This window comes from Pseudarthrobacter sp. As-47, assembly GCF_058215595.1.
On record NZ_CM177088.1, the window covers coordinates 3,660,585 to 3,684,199 of the forward strand.

Annotated in this window: 20 protein-coding genes; 10 read left to right on the top strand and 10 right to left on the bottom strand. The window is 67.4% G+C overall.

Features of this window, described 5'->3' with window-relative positions; all coding sequences use genetic code 11:
• Nucleotides 1–2 precede the first annotated feature (2 nt).
• Nucleotides 3–632 (top strand): nicotine blue oxidoreductase, encoded by a 630-nt coding sequence (gene nboR / locus AC4BCK_RS16970; protein ID WP_310113291.1) that lies wholly within the window; start codon nt 3–5, stop codon nt 630–632.
• On the opposite strand, the gene AC4BCK_RS16975 is transcribed toward nboR, so the two are convergent.
• From AC4BCK_RS16975 to AC4BCK_RS17005, 7 genes are all read right to left on the bottom strand, one after another.
• Nucleotides 629–1,300, bottom strand: coding sequence for a uracil-DNA glycosylase (locus AC4BCK_RS16975; RefSeq protein WP_363958232.1), 672 nt, complete (start codon nt 1,298–1,300; stop codon nt 629–631). The genes nboR and AC4BCK_RS16975 overlap by 4 nt on opposite strands.
• Before the next feature lie 21 nt (nt 1,301–1,321).
• Entirely contained in the window at nt 1,322–2,302 is a 981-nt protein-coding gene (locus AC4BCK_RS16980) for an aldo/keto reductase (protein ID WP_174177239.1), read from the bottom strand.
• Nucleotides 2,303–2,378: 76 nt separating this feature from the next.
• Entirely contained in the window at nt 2,379–5,210 is a 2,832-nt protein-coding gene (locus AC4BCK_RS16985; RefSeq protein ID WP_436054711.1) for a molybdopterin-dependent oxidoreductase, read from the bottom strand.
• 3 nt (nt 5,211–5,213) lie between these two features.
• Nucleotides 5,214–6,134 carry an FAD binding domain-containing protein gene (locus tag AC4BCK_RS16990; protein ID WP_490566235.1) on the bottom strand — a complete coding sequence of 307 codons (921 nt, stop codon included), beginning with the start codon at nt 6,132–6,134 and terminating at the stop codon, nt 5,214–5,216.
• On the bottom strand, nt 6,125–7,366 hold the full coding sequence (locus AC4BCK_RS16995) for an XdhC family protein (RefSeq protein ID WP_490566236.1): 1,242 nt from the start codon (nt 7,364–7,366) through the stop codon (nt 6,125–6,127). Before AC4BCK_RS16995 ends, AC4BCK_RS16990 begins: the two co-directional genes overlap by 10 nt.
• Nucleotides 7,367–7,528: 162 nt before the next feature.
• Nucleotides 7,529–9,049, bottom strand: a complete 1,521-nt coding sequence (locus AC4BCK_RS17000; RefSeq protein ID WP_363938928.1) for an NCS2 family permease — start codon at nt 9,047–9,049, stop codon at nt 7,529–7,531.
• A gap of 15 nt (nt 9,050–9,064) precedes the next feature.
• Nucleotides 9,065–9,559, bottom strand: coding sequence for a nucleoside deaminase (locus AC4BCK_RS17005; protein WP_174177249.1), 495 nt, complete (start codon nt 9,557–9,559; stop codon nt 9,065–9,067).
• 402 nt (nt 9,560–9,961) lie between these two features.
• Between AC4BCK_RS17005 and AC4BCK_RS17010 the strand changes: the two genes are divergently transcribed.
• Nucleotides 9,962–11,329 carry an 8-oxoguanine deaminase gene (locus AC4BCK_RS17010; RefSeq protein ID WP_400594376.1) on the top strand — a complete coding sequence of 456 codons (1,368 nt, stop codon included), beginning with the start codon at nt 9,962–9,964 and terminating at the stop codon, nt 11,327–11,329.
• Here AC4BCK_RS17010 and AC4BCK_RS17015 read toward each other — a convergent pair.
• Complete coding sequence (locus AC4BCK_RS17015) at nt 11,326–11,514, bottom strand: hypothetical protein (protein WP_174177254.1); 189 nt, start codon at nt 11,512–11,514, stop codon at nt 11,326–11,328. The genes AC4BCK_RS17010 and AC4BCK_RS17015 overlap by 4 nt on opposite strands.
• 359 nt (nt 11,515–11,873) lie before the next feature.
• Here AC4BCK_RS17015 and pucL point away from each other — a divergent pair, with 359 nt between their 5' ends.
• The gene (gene pucL / locus AC4BCK_RS17020) at nt 11,874–12,782 is read left to right on the top strand and encodes a factor-independent urate hydroxylase (protein WP_363938932.1); all 909 of its coding nucleotides are present in this window, start codon (nt 11,874–11,876) and stop codon (nt 12,780–12,782) included.
• A gap of 181 nt (nt 12,783–12,963) precedes the next feature.
• Nucleotides 12,964–14,475 carry a nucleobase:cation symporter-2 family protein gene (locus AC4BCK_RS17025; protein WP_490566237.1) on the top strand — a complete coding sequence of 504 codons (1,512 nt, stop codon included), beginning with the start codon at nt 12,964–12,966 and terminating at the stop codon, nt 14,473–14,475.
• 92 nt (nt 14,476–14,567) lie between these two features.
• Here AC4BCK_RS17025 and AC4BCK_RS17030 read toward each other — a convergent pair whose 3' ends face one another.
• The gene (locus tag AC4BCK_RS17030) at nt 14,568–15,323 is read right to left on the bottom strand and encodes an IclR family transcriptional regulator (RefSeq protein WP_104189556.1); all 756 of its coding nucleotides are present in this window, start codon (nt 15,321–15,323) and stop codon (nt 14,568–14,570) included.
• A 209-nt stretch (nt 15,324–15,532) separates the two neighbouring features.
• On the opposite strand from AC4BCK_RS17030, the gene AC4BCK_RS17035 reads away from it, so the two are divergent.
• From AC4BCK_RS17035 to AC4BCK_RS17055, 5 genes are all read left to right on the top strand, one after another.
• Nucleotides 15,533–16,981: an NAD-dependent malic enzyme gene (locus AC4BCK_RS17035; RefSeq protein ID WP_363958213.1), complete on the top strand. Its 1,449-nt coding sequence runs from the start codon at nt 15,533–15,535 to the stop codon at nt 16,979–16,981.
• A gap of 39 nt (nt 16,982–17,020) precedes the next feature.
• On the top strand, nt 17,021–18,619 hold the full coding sequence (gene aceB, locus AC4BCK_RS17040) for a malate synthase A (RefSeq protein ID WP_363958210.1): 1,599 nt from the start codon (nt 17,021–17,023) through the stop codon (nt 18,617–18,619).
• Between the two features lie 3 nt (nt 18,620–18,622).
• Complete coding sequence (locus AC4BCK_RS17045; RefSeq protein WP_490566238.1) at nt 18,623–19,900, top strand: DUF6986 family protein; 1,278 nt, start codon at nt 18,623–18,625, stop codon at nt 19,898–19,900.
• A 16-nt stretch (nt 19,901–19,916) separates the two neighbouring features.
• Nucleotides 19,917–20,729, top strand: a complete 813-nt coding sequence (locus AC4BCK_RS17050; RefSeq protein WP_174177266.1) for a bifunctional allantoicase/(S)-ureidoglycine aminohydrolase — start codon at nt 19,917–19,919, stop codon at nt 20,727–20,729.
• A gap of 87 nt (nt 20,730–20,816) precedes the next feature.
• Nucleotides 20,817–21,962, top strand: a complete 1,146-nt coding sequence (locus tag AC4BCK_RS17055) for a serine hydrolase domain-containing protein (RefSeq protein WP_490566239.1) — start codon at nt 20,817–20,819, stop codon at nt 21,960–21,962.
• 27 nt (nt 21,963–21,989) lie between these two features.
• Here the strand turns inward: AC4BCK_RS17055 and AC4BCK_RS17060 are convergent, their stop codons facing one another.
• Nucleotides 21,990–23,171, bottom strand: coding sequence for a zinc-dependent alcohol dehydrogenase (locus tag AC4BCK_RS17060; RefSeq protein ID WP_364321566.1), 1,182 nt, complete (start codon nt 23,169–23,171; stop codon nt 21,990–21,992).
• A 169-nt stretch (nt 23,172–23,340) separates the two neighbouring features.
• On the opposite strand from AC4BCK_RS17060, the gene AC4BCK_RS17065 reads away from it, so the two are divergent.
• Nucleotides 23,341–23,589, top strand: coding sequence for a hypothetical protein (locus AC4BCK_RS17065; protein ID WP_174177272.1), 249 nt, complete (start codon nt 23,341–23,343; stop codon nt 23,587–23,589).
• Nucleotides 23,590–23,615 lie beyond the last annotated feature (26 nt).

A 23,615-nucleotide genomic window follows, 5' to 3' on the forward strand; every position in this document is an offset into this window, starting at 1 on the left:
CTATGCGGAACACGGAGGCGGCGGGCACCACCGGCGTTGTGCTCGCGGCCGGCGGCGGCGCCAGATTGGGACGCGGTCCCAAGGCGCTGCTCCCCTACCGTGGCCGTCCCCTGGTGGAAGCGGTCGCTGAAGCGCTGCTCGACGGAGGCTGCCGCGAGGTTGTGGTGGTGCTCGGCGCAGGCGCCCGGGACGTCCTGGCCGCCGCAAGGCTGGACGGCTGCCGCACGGTGGTGAACCATGAGTGGCAGTCAGGGATGGGGAGTTCCCTGCTGCTGGGCAACGCCGCCGCCGATCCCCGGGATCACGTGATGATTGCGCTCGTGGACCAGCCCGGCCTGTCCTCCCTGGCGGTGGCGCGGCTGCTTGCGTCCCACCGTCCGGGCCGGGTCACCGCTGCGGCGTACGACGACGGCGCTGCCGCAGCGCAGGGTGGGGACGGCGGGCTCCGCCGCGGCCACCCCCTGGTGATCGATGCTTCCCTGCGCCAGTCAGTGGCTGCAACCGTGATGGGCGATGCCGGGGCGCGCGCCTTCCTGCGCAGCCACCCGGAACTGGTGGACGAGGTGGATTGCAGTGATCTCTCCAGCGGCCTGGATGTTGACACGCCGGAGCAGCTCTACCTCCTGGACTAGCTCTGCCTGTTCGGCTGCGTGGTGATGCTTCCAGCCAGGAGCAACTCCTCCAGGCCGCGCTTGAAGCCCGAGCGCCCGCCGTGGGCCGGATGCCGGACCTTGGGCGCATCCACGCCGCTGGCCTGCAGGCTTCGGTGGGCGATGTTTCCCACGGCAACCACTGCCTCAATGCTGAACAGCTCCACCAGCGACTGCCAGTAGGGCATGCCCAGCTTTGCTTCCGTGATCCGCGGCGTCCGGTTGGACTGCGGTTCTCCCGGCACATGGGTGTGCCAGGGGCAGGCACTCCACAGCAAAGGCAGGAAGTCCAGTTCCGCCAGGACCTCCCACATCACCGTCGCCGTCGGCTCGGCAGCCACTCCCTCCGCCTCGGCGGGCAGGGCGTAGCCTTTGCCCGGCCCGAATAGCCCGAAGATATTGGCCGGTCCCTGGAACATCGTGCGGTTGGTGAAGGGCACGCCCGTGATCCGCATGCCCCTGAAACCGGGGGCCTCGCCCAGCAGCAGCACCCTTGGCGAACGGTCCAGCATTTCGGAGAGGTACAGCTCCAGGTTGCGCCGGCGCACGGCATTGCCGGGGTGGCTGTGGTCAAGGAAGTTGTTGCGGCCCGGCACCGTGGGCACGGCCGCGAGCCCGTCCACAAAAGAGGCAATGGAACGGTCTGTCACCGGCGTGCTCCCAGCGAACGGCTACCAGCGCGGGTGGATGGCTTCGCGGAAGTAGTGGTCGTAGATCCAGCGGACGCCGGCCTCGAACTCTTCGTTGACCTGCACGGCAGCAGCCGCGGCGTTGGCCGTTGCCTGGTCCACGTTGCGCGCGCCGGGGATCACCGTGGTGACACCATCCTGGGCCGCTATCCAGGCGATGGCCGCCTGGGCGGTGGTGGCTCCGGACGGAACCAGCTGCTCAAACTCGGCCACGGCCTTGAGCCCGAGCTCGTAGTCCACGCCGGAGAAGGTCTCGCCCACGTCGAACTTGTCACCCTGGCGGTTGTAGTTCCGGTGGTCGTTCTCCGCGAACGTGGTTTCCTTCGAGTACTTGCCGGACAGGAGGCCGGACGCGAGCGGGACACGGGCGATGATGCCCACGTTGGCCGCCTTGGCTGCGGGAAGGACCTCGTCCAGGGGCTTGAGGCGGAAAGCGTTCAGGATGATCTGGACGGAGGCGGTGCCAGGGTGCCGGATCGCTTCCAGGGCCTCATCCGTGCGCTCCACGCTGACGCCGTAGTTGCGGATGGCGCCCTCGGACACCAGGGTATCCAAAGCGTCGTAGACCTCGGCGCTGCTGTACACCGGGGTGGGCGGGCAGTGCAGCTGGACCAGGTCCAGGGTGTCGGTGCCCAGGTTCTTCCGGGACCGGTCCACCCACTGGCGGAAGTTGGCCAGGGTGTAGTTCTCCGGCTGCTGGTCCATCCGGCGGCCCATCTTGGTGGCAACCGTGATGTCCAGGCCCGGGTTGTCCGCGAGGAACTTCCCGATGGCCTGCTCGCTCTTGCCGTCGCCGTAGACGTCCGCGGTGTCGAAGAAGTTCACGCCGGCTTCCGCGGACGCCGCCAGGATGGCCTGCGCCTGCGCCGGGTCAACGTTGCCCCAGTCCGCGCCAAGCTGCCAGGTGCCGAGCCCCACGACGGAGACATTTCGTCCGGTCTTGCCTAAAATCCGCTGTTCCATCCCTCGACTATATGGGGTGCCCCGTGGGACGCCGGAATTTTACGGGTCGCTGCCCCCGCCGCGCCGCGCCGGATCTTCAGGTGGCCGAGCGCTGCAGATTGGGAACCAGCCCGGCTTCCTTGAGTCCCAGGTACACCTTGTCGCGGGCTATGGGCAGCGAGGCGAACCGCACTCCGGTGGCATTGCGGATGGCGTTCGCAAGCGCCGGGGCCACCGGGTTAAACGGGCTTTCACTCATGGATTTTGCGCCCAGGGGCCCCAGTTTGTCGTTGGTGTCCGCGAAGTACACCTCGCTCCGCGGCACGTCCGCGAAGGTGGGGATGTGGTACTGCCGAAGGATGTCCGTGGTGACCCGGCCGGCGTCGTCCACCACCACCTCCTCATACAGCGCCGCGCCGATCGCCTGGGCGATGCCTCCTTCGATCTGGCCGCGGCACTGGCGCGGGTTCACCACCACGCCCGCGTCCGCCGCCTGCACGCTCTGCAGGATCTTCAGTTCCCCCGTGCCGCGGTTCACGGCAACCCGGAAGCCGTGCACGTTGAAGGCAACGGACCGCGGCGTCCCGCCCCAGCGCCCCTCTGCGGCCAGTTCGACGCCGGCGTCCGCGGCCGCCTGCGCCAGTTCAGCGAGCGGCACGGACGTTCCGTCGCACACCACGGCGTCCCCGGCGAGGACGCAGGCGGAGGCCTGGGTCTGGCGGATGCCGGCGGCGAAGGCGCGGATCCGGACGGCGAGTTCCTCGGCCGCCGCAAGCGTGGCCTTTCCGGCAACCACCGTTCCCGCGGAGCCGAAGGCGCCGGTATCGTGCTCCACCAGGTCCGTATCGGACTGCCGCACGGCAACTTTTGCGGCCTCCGTGGACAGGGCGGTGGCGGCCAGCTGGGCGTGGACGGTGGTGGTGCCGTTGCCGAACTCTGCGGTTCCGACGTCGGCCTGGTACGTCCCGTCCGGCAGGAGCCGGAGCCGGGAGTGGGCAAAGTGCCCGCGCGGGGGCACGGTGTCGATCATGGACAGGGCGGTTCCCTCGCCGGTCAGCCACTCCGGTCCCAGCTCATCCAGGCCGGCGGCGCGGTAACGCTCCCGGCCGCGGGCAAGGGCATCGCGGACCAGGCCCAGGCACTGGTCCAGGCCGTAGCTGCCGTAGTGGACGTCTTCCTCGGGATCAGGCTGCGTGGACAGCATCTGGTCGCCTTCGCGCACCATGTTCCGGCGGCGGAACTCAAAGGGGTCCATGCCGATGCCGGCCGCGAGCTCGTCCATGGCGGATTCAATGGCGAAGATCATCTGGCTCAGTCCATAGCCCCGGAACGCGCCGGCCGGGACGGTGTTGGTGTACATCGCGTGGGCGTCCACTTTTTTGTTCCCGCACCTGTAAACCGCCAGGGACTCGCCGCAGCCGTGGAACATCACGCCGGGCCCGTGGTTGCCGTAGGCCCCGGTGTTGGTCAGGACATCAAGTTCCAGGGCTGTCAGCCTGCCGTCCACGCTGGCGCCGGCCTTGAGCCTGATGGTGAACGGGTGCCGTGTTGTGGTGGCGGTGAACTGCTCCGTGCGTGTCAGTTCCAGCTGGACGGGGCGCCCCAGTTTCAGGGCCGCGAGAGCCACGATGTCCTCGGTGAGGACTTCCTGCTTGCCGCCGAAGCCGCCGCCCACCCGGCCTGCCAGCACGTGCACCTGCTCCTCCGGGAGCCCGAAGACCCGGCACAGGGTCCGCCGGACCAGGAAGGGAACCTGGCTGGAGGTCCGGACCTGCAGGCGGCCTTCGCTGTCCACGGAGGCGATGGCCGCATGCGTTTCCAGGGCCACGTGCTGCACGCGCTGGGTCTGGTAGGTCTGTTCGTGGATGAAGTCCGCAGCGGCGAACCCCTCGGCGACGCTCCCCAGCTCGGAATGGAGCTCGGCCACCACGTTCTGCCCGGGCCGCGAGATGCGGGACACCGTTCCGTCCTTCTCCCCGTGCACCAGGGGCGCGCCGGGCTGCAGGGCCTCCTGCGGTGAGAAGACAGCCGGGAGTTCCTGGTACTCAACGTCCAGGGCCCGCACCCCGGCCTCGGCGGCGGCCACCGTCTCAGCCACCACCGCGGCCACGCGCTGGCCCCGGAACCGGACCACGTCGTCCAGCACCCGGGTATCGTCCGGGTCATCGGTGAACAGTTCATGCTGGGCTGTGGAGAACAGCTGCTCCGGCGCGTCCTGGTGGGTGAAGACCGCCACGACGCCCGGCACCTCCAGGGCGGCCCCGGTGTTAATGGACAGCACCCTCGCGTGGGCGTGCGGCGAGCGCAGGAGCTTGAGGTGCAGCAGGCCCTGCAGCTCGTCGGCCGGCACGTCCAGGGTGTAGCGGGCGGTGCCGGTGACCACTGCGCGGCTGGCGGGGGCCGGGACGTCGTCGCCCAGTCGCCCGGGCTCGGGGTCCGGCTGGCCTGCCCCCGCGATTCCGGAACCCTGGCCCCGGGGGTCGGGGTGCCCGGCATGGCCGCAGACGGCGTCGGAGATGGCGCGGTAGCCGGTGCAGCGGCAGAGGTTTCCCTTGAGGTTCCGGGGCAGGTTCTCTTTCTGCGCGTCGTCGAAGGTGGCTGCCGTCATCACCATGCCCGCCGTGCAGAAGCCGCACTGGAACCCCTGCCGCTCCATGAACTGCTGCTGCACCGGATGCAGGTCCGCAGCCCCGCCGGCAGTTGAGGCCAGCCCTTCGATGGTGGTGACGGCACGGCCCTCCGCGCGGACCGCTGGGTAGATGCAGCTGTGGACCGGGGTTCCGTCCACGTGCACCGTGCAGGCACCGCAGTCTCCGCCGTCGCAGCCCTTCTTCACGCCGAAGTTGCCCTGTTCCCGCAGGAAGGTGCGCAGGCACTGCCCCGGACGGGGTGCGGCGTCCGCCTGTTTTCCGTTGATTTCGATGGCCACGTTTCAGGCCCCTTCCTGCTGTGCGTCAAGCCTGCGGTGGTTCGGCGGCCAGAAGTCGCCCGATGCCCGGAGTCCGGGGGCCCCTTCGGGGGCAGCGAGTTCTGCGCGGATCTCTTCCGCCAGGCGGTAGGTCATGTCCCGGCGCCAGGCCGGCAGGCCGTGGATGTCGTTGTGGTAGAGGTCGTCAGGGATGGCCTCCCGGATGGCCGCGGCCAGGTCCCCGGTCTCCGGGACCTCGTCGAAGCGCAGCTGCACAGGCCGCTTGGTGGCGGCGGTGACGGTGAGGACCAGGCGGTGTCCGCCGTCGAGCCTTCCAACCAGCAGCACCCCCGACCTGCCCAGGTTGCTGAGGGACAGGCGGCGGAATGCCACCCTGGATTCAAGGGCCGACGCCGGGAGGAAGACGCTGCGGAGAAGCTCGCCGGGTGCCAGGCAGTTCCGGGCGTCGCCGGTGACGAAGTCCGCCACCGGCACGCTGCGGCTGGTCCCGCCGGGCGCGAGGACTGTGGCTGTTCCGTCCAAACCGGCGCAGAGCGAAATAACCGGACCGGCGGGCAGGGACGTGCACAGGTTGCCGCCCACGGTGGACATGTTCCAGACCTTGAAGGATGCCACGAAGGAGTCGCAGCAGGGCCGGACCAGGTCCAGGGCCGGCCAGGCACGGCCTGCTGCCTCCGCTGAACCGGGGAGTCCATACAGCTCGGCGACGGTGCAGGTGGCAGCGAGCTCGATGCCTCCGTCAGTGACCGTCACCGGGGCCCAGCCGGAGCTTCCCAGGTCCAGGAGGCGCTTCAACGGCTGCGGCCCGAACGCAAGGCTGCCGTAGGAAAACAGCACGGTGCCCCCGGCCAGCCATGCGTCGCCGTCACGCCATTGTGCGGGGTCGGTGGTGGGGACTACCGCCTCGATGGTGTTCATGTCCATGCGATCTCCTGCTGCAAAACGTTGGTGGGTGCCGGCGCGGTGGCCGGTGGCGCGGCCGGCTGGTGGATGGGGCCGGAGGTTTCCCTCAACGGCTGGTGGGAGGCCGCCGGGTTCCTGGCGGCGATGACTTCTGCGAGGACGGACACCGCCACTTCCGCCGGGGTTGCCGCGCCGAGGTCCAGGCCCAGCGGTGAGTGGAGCTGGGCGATCCGGCCGGGGAGTATCCCCCGGTCCAGGAGGGCGCCCACCCGCTGGGCGTGGCTGCGCCGTGAGCCGAGTGCTCCGATGAACGCGACATCCAGTGCCAGCGCGGCTTCCAGCAGCGGAATGTCGAACTTGGGGTCGTGGGTCAGGACGCAGACCACGGTCCGGGAATCCACCCGCCCCGCGGCCGCTTCTGCTGCCAGGTACTGGTGAGGCCAGGCTGTGACCACCTGGTCCGCCGCCGCGAACCGTGCCTGGGAGGCAAAGGCCGGGCGCGCGTCCACCAGGGTGACCAGGTAGCCGAGCGGTTTGGCGGCGGGCAGCAGCGCTGCGCTGAAGTCATTGGCACCGAAGACGAGCAGGCGCGGCGGTGCGAGCCTGGTTTCCACCAGGACGGCGGCGTCACTGGTGCACAGCCCTGCTCCGCCCAGGTCCAGGACACCGGTGGTGCCGGCACGGAGCATGGACTCGAGCTGCGCGGCGCTGGCCCGCCAGGTTGGTTCGCTGCCGCCGGTACCGTCGCTGCTTTCAAGCAGCGTGGCCAGTCCGCGGTGTCCGGCTGCCTTGATGGCGCCGGGGTCCGGAAGAACGACGGCGCCGCTGCCGCTGGCATCAGGGCGGATGTCCAGCCTGCGGACAAGCGCCACGGGTTCATCCGGCCCGTACCCCGCCAGCTGCCGGACGGCTTCTCCCAGCGCGCACCCGCGGTTCCTGTTGGCAGGCTCGATATGGACCTCCAGTTCTCCGCCGCAGGTGAGCCCGGCTGCGAAGGCGTCGGCGGAGCTGAAGCCGAACGCCTCAAGGCGCGTGGCGCCGTCGTCCATTGCTTCCAGCGCTGCCGCCACGACGGCGCCTTCGACGCAGCCTCCGGAGAGGCTGCCCAGGATTGCACCGTCCGCGGACACCAGCATGGAGGTGCCCACGGGCCGGGGAACGGAACCGCTGGCGCGCACGATGGTGGCCACTGCGAAGGGCTCTCCGGCCAGGGCCGGCGCCCAGGTTCCCAGTGACGGGATCAGGTCAAGCATGGCGGCACTCCTTCTTCCGCGCTGCGGTGGTGTCCATATTGTCGTTGCTGCGGGCTGGTTCGGAAAGCATGTGGTCCTGGAAGCGTGTGGATCGGAAAATGCGCTGCCGTTCCGGACATCCGCTCCCCGGGTCGCGGGGGCGGATGCCCGGAACCGGTGCGCTCAGGCGCCGAGCAGCAGGTTGATGGGTCCGCGGGCGAAGTACACCAGGAATCCGGCGCTGACCACCCACATCAGCGGATGGACTTTCTTGGCTTTCCCGGACGCCGCGCCGATGATGGCCCAGCTGATGAAGCCCACGCCGATGCCGTTGGCAATCGAATAGCTCAGCGGCATGGTCACGATGGTGAGGAAGGCGGGCAGGGCCACGGAGAACTTGCTGAATTTGATCTCGCGGATCTGCGCCATCATCATGGCGCCAACCACCACCAGTGCGGCAGCAGCGACCTCCAGCGGAACCACGCTGGTCAGCGGGGTGAGGAACATCGAGCCGAGGAACAGCACGCCCGTGACCACGGAGGCCAGGCCGGTGCGGGCGCCTTCGCCGATGCCGGCGGCGGAGTCGATATATACCGTGTTGGAGGAGCCCGATGTTGCCCCGCCGGCCACGGCGCCGAAGCCTTCCACGATGAAGGCGGACTTCAGCCGCGGGAACGTGCCGTCCTTGTGGGCGACGCCGGCGCTCTTGGCCAGGCCGGTCATGGTGCCCATGGCGTCGAAGAAGTTGGTGAACACCAGGGTGAACACCAGCATGGTGGCGGCAAGCGCGCCGATCCGGCCGAAGGCGCCGAACAGGTCGAACTGGCCCACCAGGCCCAGGTCCGGGGCGGACACCAGCTGGCCGGAGAGCACGGGGGTGTTCAGGTGCCAGCCGCCGGGGTTGGCGGCGCTGGCCGGGCCGATCTTCAGGACAGCCTCCACAATGGCCGCGAGGACGGTGGTGGCCACGATGCCGATCAGCAGGCCGCCCTGGACCTTGCGGGCCACCAGGATGCCCATGGCCAGCAGGCCGACCACGAACACCAGGGTGGGGACGGAGGTGATGGAGCCGCCGGTGCCCAGCTGGACGGGCGGGCCGCCCGTCGTCGCCTTGACGAAGCCGGAGTCCACGAAGCCGATGAAGGCAATGAACAGGCCGATGCCCACGGTGATGGCGGCCTTCAGTTCCCGGGGGACGGCCCGGAAGATGGCGGTCCGGGCGCCGGTGATGCCGAACAGGACGATCAGGAAGCCGTTGATCACCACCAGCCCCATGGCTTCTGCCCAGGTGACCTCCTGGATCACCGAGACGGCCAGGAAGGAGTTGATGCCGAGCCCGGCTGCGAGTCCGAACGGCAGGTTGGCGACGAGTCCGAAGAGGATGGTCATGACGCCGGCTGTCAGTCCGGTGACGGCGCCCACCTGCGCGGCGGAGAGCCAGCCGCCGGCGACGTCGGTGGGCGCGTTGTCCGCGGTGAAGCCGCCCAGGATCAGGGGGTTGAGGATGACGATGTACGCCATGGTGAAGAAGGTGACCAGGCCTCCGCGGAACTCCCGCGCAAGCGTGGAGCCGCGCTGGGTGATCTGGAAGAACCGGTCCAGGAAAGAGTCCGGTGCCGGCGGCCTGGGGCCGCGCGTTGCGGGCTTTGGGGTGCGGGGGCTTGGAGCCGAATGCTCCTCGTGGGAATTGTCCAGGATGGTCATGGTGAGCCGCCGGGCCTAGTAGTCGATCCTGGACTCGAGCGTGTTCCAGGTGGTGAACGGCTCCAGCGGGGCGGGTGCCTGCGGATCGTCCAGCTCCAGCTTCGAGACCGGCATCAGGGAGTTCCTGTCCTGGTTCTCGAAGTATTCATAGAAGACGGCGTCGTCAAAACCCACGGAGGCGGCGTCGTGCCGGTCTGCGGCGAACACGACCCGCTCCACCCGGGCCCAGAGCGCGGAGGCCAGGCACATGGGGCACGGCTCGCAGCTGGTGTAGAGGGTGGCGCCGGTGAGGTCGAAGGTGCCGAGTTCGCGGCAGGCCGTGCGGATGGCGGTGACCTCGGCGTGGGCGGTGGGATCGTTGTCCGCGGTGACGCGGTTGACGCCGTCGAACGTTTGGCCGTCGGCCGTGACGATCATCGCCCCGAAGGGTCCGCCGCTGTTGAGGACGTTGGCCGTGGCCAACCTGATGGATCTGGCCAGAAACTGTTCGGCCGTGACGGTGGTACTCATGATGCGACTTCCTTTTGCCGGGAAGCCTGATGCCGCTTGCAGGACCAGTAGAACCAGGTGCGACGGTTACCAGGCTTCAGCATGTGCTGTGAAGGTTAAGTTGCGCCTGGTAGATAGCTTCCCGGGAACCGGGTGCCCGCCTTTGGCAAGATCGAGGTTAGCACCGGATTGTGGTCCGCGCCATAGTTTTCTGAAAACTTTATTCCGCAATGTGAAATCCATGTTTCCTGCAGTTCACAGCCGCCCGGCCGGCGCGCAGTCACAATCCGCTGGCGTTGACGCGTCCCGGGCAGCACCCTACTCTGATCCCACCCGCACCCCCCTGGACGGCGGGCCCTGGATCAGCAGACAGGGGTTCACTGAGCTGGATTAATTCCAACTGCGCTCAGGCAAGGACAACCCATGAACCCTTCCCCCGCCCCCGCTCCCCGGCTGTGGATCAGGAACCCGCAGGCCGCCTTCACCGCCAACGGCCTGGATGCCTCCGGCGGCCTGGTGGTCAGCGCCGGGCTCATCACGGAAGTACTGGCTGCCGGGCAAAGCCCCTCCGAACCCTGCCAGGAAACCTTCGACGCCGGCAGCCACGTGCTGCTGCCGGGCCTCATCAACACGCACCACCACTTCTACCAGACCCTCACCCGGGCATGGGGTCCCGCAGCGAACGTTCCGCTGTTTCCCTGGCTGCAGAACCTGTATCCGGTGTGGGCCCGGCTGACGCCGCGGGACCTCGAGCTGGCGTCGACCGTGGCACTGGCCGAGCTCCTGCTCTCGGGGTGCACCACGGCGGCCGACCACCACTACCTCTTTCCGGCCGGGCTGGAGGACGCCATCGACATCCAGGTGGAAACCGTCCGGCGGCTGGGAATGCGGGCCACCCTCACCCGCGGGTCCATGACCCTGGGAGCGGACGACGGCGGCCTGCCGCCCCAGTCAACGGTGCAGGCGCCGGAGGTGGTCCTGGCGGACAGCGAGCGGCTGGTGCAGCAGTACCACGAGCGCGGCGACGACGCCGTGATCCAGATAGCACTCGCCCCATGCTCGCCCTTTTCGGTGACCAAGGAGATCATGGCCGGGAGCGCAGCCCTTGCGGAGCGCCTGGACGTGCGCCTCCACACCCACCTGGCGGAAACCCTGGATGAGGAGGACTTCTGCCGGGAGATGTTCGGGCTGCGCACCGTGGACTATCTGGACAGCGTGGGCTGGCTGACCGACCGCACCTGGCTGGGCCACGGCATCCACTTCAGCGACGCCGAGATCATCCGGCTGGGAGCAGCGGGCACCGCCGTCGCCCACTGCCCCACGTCGAACATGCGCCTGGCCTCGGGGACCGCCCGAGTGCTGGAACTGGAGGACGCGGGAGTGCCGGTGGGGCTGGGAGTGGACGGATCGGCGTCGAACGATGCCTCGAACATGATCCTGGAGGCGCGGCAGGCGCTGTATCTCCAGCGGCTTCGGTATGGGGCGGACGTTCCGGTGGAGCGGGCGCTGGGCTGGGCCACCCGGGGATCGGCTGCCGTGCTGGGCCGCCCCGGACTGGGCCAGCTGGCGCCAGGAATGCAGGCGGACCTGGCCTTGTTCCGGCTGGACGGCCTGCGCTTTTCCGGCAGCCACGATCCCGTTGCCGCGCTGCTGCTGTGCGCCGCGGACCGGGCGGACCGCGTGATGGTCGGCGGCCGGTGGCGCGTGGTGGACGGCACGATTCCGGGACTCGACGTCGCCGGCCTTATCGCCGAACACTCAGCGGCAGCCCGCCGGCTGGCGGGGGGCTAGGACCGCCGGCCGCCGAAGCCCGGCAGGGCGTGGATCCAGCGGGAAATCCTGCCGGGAACGTGTTCCCGGTCGGCCGGAAGGTTGAAATCGGGATCCGTGCCGCCCCCGAGGGGAAGGTAGAACTCCGGAACTGCCGGCGCCGCCGCCTGTGCCGGTGCAACCGGCGTTGTGTCCTGCTGGTACATCTGATCCTCCTCCGAGGTAGTTCGCTAGTACTCTGATTCCGCTTAGCGGAAATAAAGTTTTGCTATACGGAATACTCTAGGGTCGGGCTTCGGGGAGGTCAAGAGGCCGCGGCCCCGGCGGTCACAAAACGAATTTTCAACTTGTGATGTACACCACCGGCCTGGCGGGGGTACGCTGGTTGTCAATTCGTGGCGCATGTCACGTAACCTGGGAGCAGCAGGCAGGGTCGTAATGAGCTGGCATCAATGGATGCCGGCTCTTTTTTGTTGGGTCGGCTCCACCGGAAACGCGCTTGAAATGCGCGCTTAATTTCAGTGATGGAACCTAGGTTCCACTTACCGGAAGTTGGGAACAGACCATGAGCAGCAACATCATCCTCGGCGAGAACCAGTACGGAAAGGCCGAAGTCCGGGTCGTCAAGATCACCCGGGACACTGACCGCCACGAGATCGAAGACCTGAACGTCACCTCCCAGCTGCGGGGCGACTTCGAGGCCGCCCACCGTGAGGGCGACAACGCCCACGTCGTGGCCACGGACACCCAGAAGAACACTATTTACGCCTTTGCCCGTGACGGCGTGGGCTCCCCCGAAGCGTTCCTGCTTCGCCTCGGTGAGCACTTCACGTCCAGCTTCGACTGGGTCACCGGGGGCCGCTGGGAAGCCGAGTCCTACAGCTGGGACCGGATCCAGGCCCACGGCAGCGAACACGACCATTCCTTCGTGCGCAACGGCCAGGAAGTCCGCACCGCGGTCCTGGTCCGCGACGGCGCCGCCACCCACCTGATCTCGGGACTCAAGGACCTCACCGTCCTGAAGTCCACGCAGTCCGGCTTTGTGGGCTACCCCAAGGACAAATACACCACGCTCCCGGAAACCACGGACCGCATCCTGGCCACCGACGTTTCCGCCCGCTGGCGCTTCAGGACCGGGACTGACTTCAGCACCCTGGACTTCAACAAGAGCTACGAGGACGTCAAGGGCCTCCTGCTTGAAGGCTTCACGGAGAAGTACTCCCACGCCCTGCAGCAGACCCTCTTCGACATGGGCACCAAGGTCCTCGAAGCCCACAGCGAGATCGACGAGATCAAGTTCTCCATGCCGAACAAGCACCACTTCCTGGTGGACCTCTCCCCGTTCGGCCTCGACAACCCCAACGAGGTCTTCTTCGCAGCCGACCGTCCCTACGGCCTGATCGAGGCCACGGTCCAGCGCGACGACGCCACCCCGGCGGACGTCGCCTGGTCCGGCATCGCGGGCTTCTGCTAGGCACGCAGCCCCACTAACACCATCCGGTCCGGAGTTTTTGTCCAGATAAGACGGCTCCTGAGCACCAGAAGTCCGCGAACGTGGACAAGAACTCCGGACCCGCACCCCTCGTCTTTAGAACCCTGTTAGCCAGACAACGTTAGCCAGACGATGACGTCTGCCATGAACCAGAAAGTCTGCCATGAACATCAAGAACACCCTCCAAGCCGACGCCAAGAAGCACGGCAAGCGCCCCGCCTCCCACCGGCCGGAGGACGAACGGTTGTCCGTCGGGAGCAGCTTTGCCTACGGGTTCCAGCACGTCCTCACCATGTACGGCGGCATCATCGCCGTCCCCCTGATTGTGGGCCAGGCCGCGGGCCTCTCCCCTGCCGAAATCGGCATCCTCATTGCCGCGGCACTCTTCATGGGCGGCCTGGCCACCCTGCTGCAGACCATCGGCGTTCCGTTCTTTGGCTCCCAGCTTCCCCTGGTGCAGGGTGTGTCCTTCGCCAGTGTCGCCACCATGGTGGCCATCGTCAGCGGCGGAGGCGGATTGCCGGCCGTTTTCGGCGCGGTGATCGTATCCGCGGCCATCGGCCTGCTGATCGCCCCGGTCTTTTCCAAAATCGTGCGGTTCTTCCCGCCGGTAGTAACCGGAACCGTCATCACCACCATCGGCCTTACGCTGATGCCCGTCGCCGCCAACTGGGCCATGGGTGGCAACCGGACCGCAGAGAATTACGGCAGTATGGCCAACATCGGCCTCGCCGCCGTAACACTTGCCCTCGTCCTGCTCCTGAGCAAGGTCGGCAGCGCCACCATTTCCCGCCTGTCCATCCTCCTCGCCATGGTGGGCGGCACCGTCATCGCCGTCGTTACCGGCATGGCGGACTTCTCCAAGGTGGGTCAAGGACCCATCGCGGCCTTCCCCACCCCGTTCCATCTCGGCGCGCCCACCTTCGAAATCGCCGCCATCATCTCCATGGTGATCGTGGTGCTGGTCATCCTCACGGAGACGATGGCAGACATCCTGGCAGTCGGTGAAATCGTCGGGACCAAAGTCGATTCCAAGCGCATCGCTGCAGGACTCCGTGCAGATATGGGATCCAGCCTGATCGCCCCGATCTTCGGCTCGTTCACCCAGAGCGCGTTCGCACAAAACGTCGGCCTGGTGGCTGTTACCAAAATCAAGAGTCGCTACGTTGTGGCCGCAGGCGGCGTCATTCTGGTGATCCTCGGCCTGCTGCCCGTCATGGGCCGCGTTGTGGCAGCCGTTCCCACCGCTGTTCTCGGCGGGGCAGGAATTGTCCTGTTCGGCACGGTGGCCGCCAGCGGCATCCGGACGCTTGCCAAGGTGGAGTACAAAAACAACATGAACCTCATCATCGTGGCCGCGTCCATCGGTTTTGGCATGATCCCCATCGCCGCGCCCACTTTCTATGACCAGTTTCCGTCCTGGTTCAGCACCATCTTCCACTCCGGCATCAGCTCGGCCGCCGTCATGGCCATCCTGCTGAACCTGTTGTTCAACCACCTTCAGGCAGGCAACTCTGAAAACCAGTCTGTCTTCGTGGCCGGCACCGGGCGGGTGGTCCGGGAGGAAGACCTCAAGTGCCTGGCCGACGGCGACCGCTTCGAAGGCGGCAAGCTCATCGACTGCGACGGCAAGGAAGTTCCGGTCCAGTCCTCCGAAAAGGCATCGGACCACTAGGAACGCCTGCGCACCAGGAACACGGCATAAAAAAGCGGCGGCGGCCCGTCCCGGAAAGGGCAGGCCGCCGCCGGCGTCGGCGCGGGGGCGGATCAGGTGCGGTTCATCTCCAGGGAGATGGCTTCCGCAGCCTCGCGGAGGACGGGCACCGCCTTGTCGGCGAAGTGCTCGTCCACGCGGGACACGGGGCCGGACACCGAAATGGCGGTGGGGGTGGGGGCGTTGGGCACAGCCATCGCGAAGCAGCGGACGCCCAGTTCCTGCTCCTCCTCGTCGATGGAGTAGCCGCGTTCCCGGATGAGCTTGAGGTCGGCCAGGAGGTCGTCAATGTCCCCGATGCTCTTGGGCGTGGGGGTGGGCATCCCTGCACGGGTGACGATGCCGCGGACCACGTCGTCGTCCAGCTGGGCCAGGATGGCCTTGCCGACGCCGGTGGCATGGGTATGGGCGCGCCGGCCCACCTCTGTGAACATGCGCATGGCGTGGAGCGAGGGAACCTGGGCAACGTAGATGACCATGTCCGAATCGAGCACGGCCATGTTGGACGTCTCCCCCAGGCGGTCCACCAGGGTTTTCAGCTGCGGCCGTGCCACGGCGCCAAGCTGCTTGTTGGCTCCTTCGCCCAGCCGGATCAGCCGCGGGCCCAGGGCGTAGCGCCGGTTGGGCAGCTGGCGGATATAGCCAAGCGATACCAGGGTGCGCAGCAGGCGGTGGATGGTGGGCAGCGGCAGGTCGGTGGATGACGACAACTCGCTGAGGGTGACGTCGCCGCCGGCATCAGTGATCAGTTCGAGCAGTTCGAAGACGCGTTCAACGGACTGCACGCCTCCTGCGGCTTTTTCAGCCATGGCCAGTCTCCTGTGGACTCGGATTCCGACAAGTCTTATCCGCATCGTGAAAAGAATTGCCCTAGAAGTCCCAAGATACAGCACAACCCCTGCAGGCGCGATGAAGCGCGTTTCGGGCTTGTGTTTCCACAAAGTAGATAATAATATCCATAATACGAAAACATTCGGATATGGAACAAAGCCCACTGGGCCCAACAGGAGGACATTCAATGGCGAACCCGAGCCCCGGAAATTCCATCACCCTGCGCGTGGAAGCGCCGTCAAGCTTCAGCGCCACCAGCGAGCTCGCTGCGGCAGTGGGTGCAGCCGGCGCTGCCATCACTGCCCTGGACGTCAGCGAGTCCCACCACGAGACCCTGGTTGTGGACGTCACCTGCAACACCACGGACGATGAGCACGCCGGCCGCGTCAAGGACGCCCTCAACGCGCTCGACGGCGTCACGGTCCAGCACGTCTCGGACCGCACCTTCCTGATGCACCTGGGCGGCAAGCTCGAAGTGGTCCCCAAGGTGGCCCTGCGCAACCGTGACGACCTCTCCCGCGCCTACACGCCCGGCGTCGCCCGCGTCTGCCTCGCCATTGCCGAGGACCCCGCGGCGGCCCGCAACCTGACGGTCAAGCGCAACACCATCGCGGTTGTCACGGACGGCTCGGCCGTCCTGGGCCTGGGCAACATCGGCCCGGCAGCCGCCCTGCCCGTCATGGAGGGCAAGGCAGCGCTGTTCAAGCAGTTCGCCAACGTGGATGCCTGGCCGGTCTGCCTGGACACCCAGGACACCGAGGAAATCATCAGCATCGTCAAGGCCCTGGCCCCCGTCTACGGCGGCGTGAACCTCGAGGACATCGCTGCCCCGCGTTGCTTCGAAATCGAGAACCGCCTCCGCGAGGAACTGGATATCCCGGTGTTCCACGACGACCAGCACGGCACCGCGATCGTCACCCTCGCGGCCCTTGTCAATGCACTCCGAGTGGTGGGCAAGAAGCTCTCCGAGGTCCGCATTGTGGTCTCCGGCGTGGGCGCAGCCGGCTCCGCCATCATCCAGCTCCTCAAGGCCCAGGGCGCGCAGCACATCATTGCAGCGGGCCGCTCCGGGGCCATCCACTCGGGCCAGGAGTATGGGGACGAGCACCGCAGCTGGATCGCCGCGAACACCAACCAGGAAGGCTTCAACGGCACCCTGCACGAGGCCCTCGTGGGGGCGGACGTGTTCATCGGCGTCAGCGCCCCGCACGTGATCGGCGAGGAGCAGGTCGCCGCGATGGCGGACGACGCCATCGTATTTGCCATGGCCAACCCGACGCCGGAGATCGATCCGGTGGTCGCGGCGAGGCACGCCGCCGTGGTGGCCACAGGACGCAGCGACTTCCCCAACCAGATCAACAACGTGCTGGCATTCCCCGGCTTCTTCCGGGGGCTGCTGGACGCCGGAGCCTCGGACATCACGCCGGAGATGCTGGTGGCCGCCGCGGACGCCATTGCCAACCGCGTAGCTGACGAAGAGCTCAATGCCAGCTACATTATCCCCAGCGTCTTCGATCCCCATGTTGCCGCCGATGTTGCCTCAGCTGTTGCCGCGGCCGCCCACGCAGCGAACGTGGCCACCGCGGCCCCCGCCAAGGCAGCCCCGGCTCCCGAAGCCGCCCTGGCCAGCGCCTGATTCACTGCCTGACTGCAAGCCACAAGGAAAGGACCAGAAATGGCCATCACTGTCACAGATCCCCGGCCGATCGACCGCGCGGAGGAGATCCTCACCCCCAAGGCGCTGGCATTCATCGAGGAGCTTCACACCCGCTTCGCCGGCACCCGCAACGAGCTCCTGGCGGCCAGGGCCGCCAAGCGCCAGCGGGTGGCCGAGACCGGAAAGCTGGACTTCCTGCCGGAGACGCAGGACGTGCGCGACGGCGACTGGAAAGTTGCGCCCGCCCCCGCACCGCTGCAGGACCGCCGGGTCGAAATGACCGGGCCCGCCTCCCCGGCGAAGATGGCCATCAATGCCCTGAACTCCGGCGCCAAGGTGTGGCTCGCGGACCTCGAGGATGCCAGCACCCCCACCTGGGGCAACGTCATCGACGCCATCCTCAACCTCCGCGACGCCGCCCAGGGCACCCTGAGCTACACCTCGGACGAGGGCAAGGAGTACAGGCTCCGCACGGACGCGCCGCTCGCCGTCGTGGTGGCCCGCCCCCGTGGCTGGCACATGCCCGAAAAGCACCTGCTCATCAACGGTGAACCCACGGTGGGCGCCCTGGTGGACTTTGGCCTGCACTTCTTCCACGTGGCCAAGCAGCTGGTCCTCAACGGCCAGGGACCGTACTACTACCTGCCCAAGATGGAAAGCCACCTTGAGGCGCGGCTGTGGAATGACGTCTTTGTCTTCGCTCAGGACTACCTGGGCCTGGGCCAGGGGACCGTCCGCGCCACCGTGCTGATCGAGACCATCCCGGCCGCGTTCGAGATGGACGAGATCCTCTACGAACTGCGGGACCACGCTTCCGGCCTGAATGCAGGCCGCTGGGACTACCTGTTCAGCATCATCAAGTACTTCCGGGACGCCGGCGAGGAGTTTGTGCTGCCGGACCGCGCCTCGGTGGCCATGACGGCACCGTTCATGCGCGCCTACACCGAACTGCTGGTCAAGACCTGCCACAAGCGCGGGGCCTTCGCGATGGGCGGCATGGCCGCCGTCATCCCCAACCGCCGCCACCCTGAGGTGACCGAGGCTGCCTTCGCCAAGGTCCGCGCGGACAAGACGCGTGAGGCCAACGACGGCTTCGACGGCTCCTGGGTTGCCCACCCCGACCTGGTGCCCACCTGCCGCGAGGTCTTCGACTCCGTCCTGGGCAGCAGGCCCAACCAGCTGGACAAGCAGCGGCCGGAGGTCAACGTCACGGCGGAGCAGCTGCTGGACGTTTCGTCCGCCGAGGGCCAGGTGACGGAGTCCGGACTGCGCCTGAACCTGTATGTCGCCGTGGCCTACACCGCGGTATGGCTGTCCGGAAACGGCGCGGTTGCCATCCACAACCTCATGGAGGATGCTGCCACGGCGGAAATCTCCCGCTCACAGGTCTGGCAGCAGATCCGCAACAAGTCCGTCCTGGCGGACACGGGCAACACCGTGACCCGTGAGCTGGTGGAACGGATCCTGGGCGAGGAAACCGAGCGGCTGCGGACCGAATTCGGCGACGAAGCCTTCCGCCGCTACTACCAGCCCGCCAGCGAACTGATCGCCGACATCTGCCTCTCGGAGGACTACACGGATTTCCTCACCACCCCGGCCTACGAACTGGTGGGCTGAGGCATGGCGGAAACACCCAAACCGTCCTTGTCAGTGGGCGACCTGGCGGCCATCGACGCGCAGCTCGCCGCGACGGACCACCTGCTGGAGCGGAACTACCCGGGCGACGACGGCTCCCGCCAGCCCGTCCACACCGTGTACGTCCCCGCAGACCGGTTTACGCCGTCGTTCGCAGCTGACTGGGGCGCGCAGGCGATGGCGACGGCGGCCGGCCACGGCGGGCTGGAACGCCTGGGCACGCTGCTGGGCCAGGATGACGCGCTAGCTGAGGCCGTCGCGGCCCGCGTGGAAGCGAAGCTGGACAGTGAGCCGGTCGAGGACCTGCGGCTCGATTTCGAGGACGGGTTCGGGGACAGGGGCGACGACGCCGAGGACGCCGCCGCCGTGGCTGCAGCAGGAGCGGTGGCCGCCGCCGTCGCGGCCGGGTCCGCTCCCCCGTTCTTCGGCATCCGGTTCAAGTGCTTCGAGGCGCCCACGAGGGCCCGCGGGCTCCGGACGCTGGACCTCTTTGTCTCCGGGCTCGCAGCGGCTGGCGAACTTCCCGAGGGACTGGTCCTGACCCTGCCCAAGGTCACCACCGTGGCCCAGGTCCAGGCCATGGACTATGCCGTGTCCCGGCTGGAAGAGGTCCACTCCCTCCCCGCCGGCCGACTCCGCTTCGAGGTCCAGGTGGAAACCCCGCAGCTCATCCTGGGTCCGGACGGCACCTCTCCGGTGGCGCAGTTGCCGCACGCCGTCCCCGGCCGGATCAGCGGCCTGCACTACGGAACCTACGACTATTCCGCCTCCCTGCAGATCTCTGCCGAGTACCAGTCCATGGAGCACCCGGTGGCGGACTTCGCCAAGGAAGTCATGCAGCTGGCAGTGGCCGGCACCGGCATCCGTCTCTCGGACGGGTCCACCAACATCATCCCCGTGGGCGACAACGTGGAAAACGCCTGGCAGCTGCACGGCCGCCTGGTCCGGCGGTCGCTGGAACGCGGCTTCTACCAGGGCTGGGACCTGCACCCGGCCCAGCTGCCCAGCCGGTTCGCCGCCACCTATGCCTTCTACCGGCAAGGACTCCCCGCTGCCGCGGCCCGGCTGCGGAACTACGTGGAACAGACCGAAGGCGGCGTCATGGATGAACCCGCCACGGCCCGCGCCCTGGCCGCCTTCGTCCTCCGCGGCGTCCAGTGCGGCGCCGTCGGTGCCGAGGAAGTCCAGGCGCTGGCCGGCGTCGGAATTCCGCAGCTCACAGTGCTGGCGCACCCGCGGCTCGCCACCACGTCCAACTCCTAGGTAAGGATCAATTTTCATGGGCAAGTACTATTCCCCCACCGGCGGACTGCCGCCGCAGACCCACCTGACCACCGAGCGCGCCATCGTGACCGAGGCGTACACGGTAATCCCGAAGGGCGTCATGACGGACATCGTCACGTCCAACCTGCCCGGTTTCTCGAACACCCGGTCCTGGATCATCGCCCGCCCCATCTCCGGCTTCGCCACCACGTTCTCGCAGCTCATCGTGGAGATCGGCCCGGGCGGCGGCGCCCCCAAGGCCGAGTTCGAGGCCGGGGTGGAAGGCGTCATCTTCGTGACCCGCGGCAAGGTCAGCCTCACCCTCGACGGTGAACTGCACCAGCTGGAGGAAGGCGGCTACGCCTACCTGGCGGCCGGTTCGGAGTGGGGCCTGGAGAACGTATCCGACGACGTTGTGTCCTTCCACTGGATCCGCAAGGCCTACGAACGCCTTGAGGGCTACGAGGCCAAGTCCTTCGTCACCAACGAAAAGGACGTAGAGCCGACGGCGATGCCGGACACCGACGGCGCCTGGAAGACCACCCGCTTCACGGATTCCAGCGACCTCGCCCACGACATGCAGGTGAACATCGTGACGTTCCAGCCCGGCGGCGTCATCCCGTTCCCCGAAACCCACGTCATGGAACACGGCCTCTACGTCCTCGAGGGCAAGGCCATGTACCTGCTGAACAACGACTGGGTGGAGGTGGAGGCAGGCGACTTCATGTGGCTGCGCGCCTTCTGCCCGCAGGCCTGCTATGCCGGCGGGCCGGGCGAGTTCCGCTACCTGCTCTACAAGGACATGAACCGGCAGGTCCGCCTCACCTGACCCTCTTCCCAGCCACGTAGCAGCACATGCCGTAGTGGGCCACCAAAAGGACATGTGCTGCTGCCTCGTTGGGGGAAAAATGGTGGCATGGGCACAATCCGGGTCCGCGGGTGGAAGCGCACGGCGGCAGCCCTGTGCGTGGCCCTGCTGGCGGGAGCCTCTGCCGGCTGCATCCGGGAACCCGATCCCCCGAAGCCGGAGCCGCCCGCCGCCTTTGCGCTGCTGGAGGCCTTCAGCGCCCGGATGCTTGCGGAGGGCGCCCCCGCCGTCCTGATCGCCGTCAGGACCGGAACCGGCACCTGGAGCCACGCCGCCGGAGTGCGGAGCCTGGACTCGGCCGAGCCCGCCACGGTATCCGATACCGTCCGTGTGGGCGGCATTACCGAATCCCTGATCGCCGTCTCGGTGATGAAACTTGCGGCGGAGGGCAGGCTGGACCTGGACAGCCAGGCCAGCCGCTACCTGCCCGAGTTCGGCAGCGTCCTCCATCCGCCCGGCCCTGTGAGCGTGCGGCAGCTCCTGACCCACGAATCCGGGATCCCCGATTTTTCCGTCCCCCTGCTGGCGTCCGGAAGCTGGGCAGAAACGATGAACCGGCCGCTCAGCCTCGAACAGCAGCTGGCCCTGGCGGCCACCGAGCCGTGGGACGGCCGGCTGGCACGGATCTTCGACTACTCCCGTTCGAACTACGCGGCGCTTGCCCTCATTGTTGAACGGCTCCGCGGCCGGGGTATCGATGAGGTCCTGGCTGAGGACATCGCCCGCCCCTTGCGCCTGGAGGCCACCCGGATGGGCGGCCCCCCGCCCACCGGCATGGTCCACGGGTACATCACCCTGGAGGGCAGGCGCGCGGATGCCAGCATGCCGGCCTGGCAGGCGGAATCGGCCTCCACCGGGGCCCTCTCAACTGTGGAGGAAGTGAACACGTTCTACGCCGCGCTGCTGCAGGGCAGGCTGCTGCCCCCGGACAGCGTGACGGCCATGAAGGGCGGCTACTCGCAGTACTACGGCTTTGCCCTGCGGCGCTGGAACAACACCTGCAACAACCGCTTCTACTACGGCCTGCCCGGTGACACCGACGGATACGGAATGATCGCCATGACCAGCGAGGACGGCAGGATCCAGCTGGCAATGTCCCTCGCCTACCCTCCGGCACCGCCCACCCTTGAGGCCCACCCGCTGATCCATGAGATGCAGGACGTGGCACAGGAAGCCCTCAACAGCCTGTGCTGAGGGCTTCCTGTCGAGCTTCGTGCGGGGTCAGGCCCCCGGGTTCAGGACCACCTTGATGCAGCCGTCCTCTTTCTTCTGGAACTTTTCGTACAGGGCAGGCGCGCCTTCCAGCCCCGAGCGGTGGGTGACCAGGTCCATCACGCCCAGCGGATCGGCGTCGTCCTCCACCAGGGGCAGGATGTCATCGGTCCAGCGCCGGACGTTGCACTGGCCCATCCGGACCTGGATCTGCTTGTCGAACATGGTCAGCAGGGGCATGGGGCTGGCCTGGCCGCCGTACACGCCGCTCAGGGACAGCGTGCCGCCGCGCCGTACTGCGTCGATCGAGGTGTGGAGCACGGCCAGGCGGTCCACGCCGGCAGTTTCCATCGCCTTCTGGGCGAGCTTGTCGGGCAGCAGTGCGAGCGCCTGGTGGGCGAAACCCGCAACAGGGGAACCGTGGGCTTCCATCCCGACGGCGTCAATGACCGCGTCCGGTCCCCGCCCGGCGGTCATCTCCCGCAACTGGTCCGCCACGTCCTTGCCGTAGTCGAGGGTTTCCACGCCGTGCCGCTCCGCCATCGCGCGGCGCTCGGCGACCGGATCCACGCCGACGACCCTAAGCCCGCGCTGCACGCCGATACGGCTCGCGAACTGTCCCACGGGCCCGAGCCCAAAGACCGCGAGGGTACCTCCGGGCGGGACGTCCGCGTATTCGACGCCCTGCCAGGCGGTGGGAAGGATGTCGGAAAGGAACAAGTACCTGTCATCCGGAAGTTCGCTGCCCACCTTCACCGGCCCGTAGTCCGCGTGGGGCACACGCAGGTACTCCGCCTGCCCACCCGGAACCGAGCCGTAAAGTTCGGAGAAGCCGAAAAGCGCGGCGCCGGAACCCTTGCTCCTGACCTGAGTGGTTTCACACTGCGACTGCAGTCCTTGGGCACACATGAAGCAGTGGCCGCAGGAGATGTTGAAAGGTATCACCACGCGGTCGCCCTTGCGGAGGTTGGTGACGGCGCTGCCCACCTCCTCAACGATGCCCATCGGCTCATGGCCCATGACGTCGCCCTTGTGCATGTACGCGCCGAGCACCTCGTACAGGTGCAGGTCCGAGCCGCAGATCGCCGTCGACGTGATCCGCACAATGGCGTCCGTCGGATCCTGGATGACGGGGTCGGGTACTTCTGCCACGCTTACCGAGCGTTTTCCTTGCCAGGTCAGTGCTTTCACGATTCGCCTTTCCGCAGGTTTTGCCTTCAGTCCGGGCGGAGCCCATCAACCGACGGTATCGGTTCCGGCAGAAAAAAGTAAGTAAGCTGACTAAAGTCTTGTCGCGGGGCCCCGGGGCTTCTAGCGTAGGAAGGGCCAGATCCCAGGACACGCGCGAAAGAGGAACGCCATGACGCTCTACCAGCCGGAACCGGTTGAGATCTCCACCCGCATACGGCCAGGCGAATGGACGGAAGAGAGCCTGGAGGAACTCGTGGGCACCTACCGCACCAGGATCATGGAGATGGGCGCCAACATGGCGGAAGTGAGCACGGACATCGAGCGGAGCGATGACGGTTCAGTAAGGGTGGCGGTGGTGTGGAACAAACCCGCTAACGCGGGGGACGAGGATGCCGTCACCGGCGGCCAAAGCGTCTGAACCGGCTGGCCGGCCGAACGGCAAAC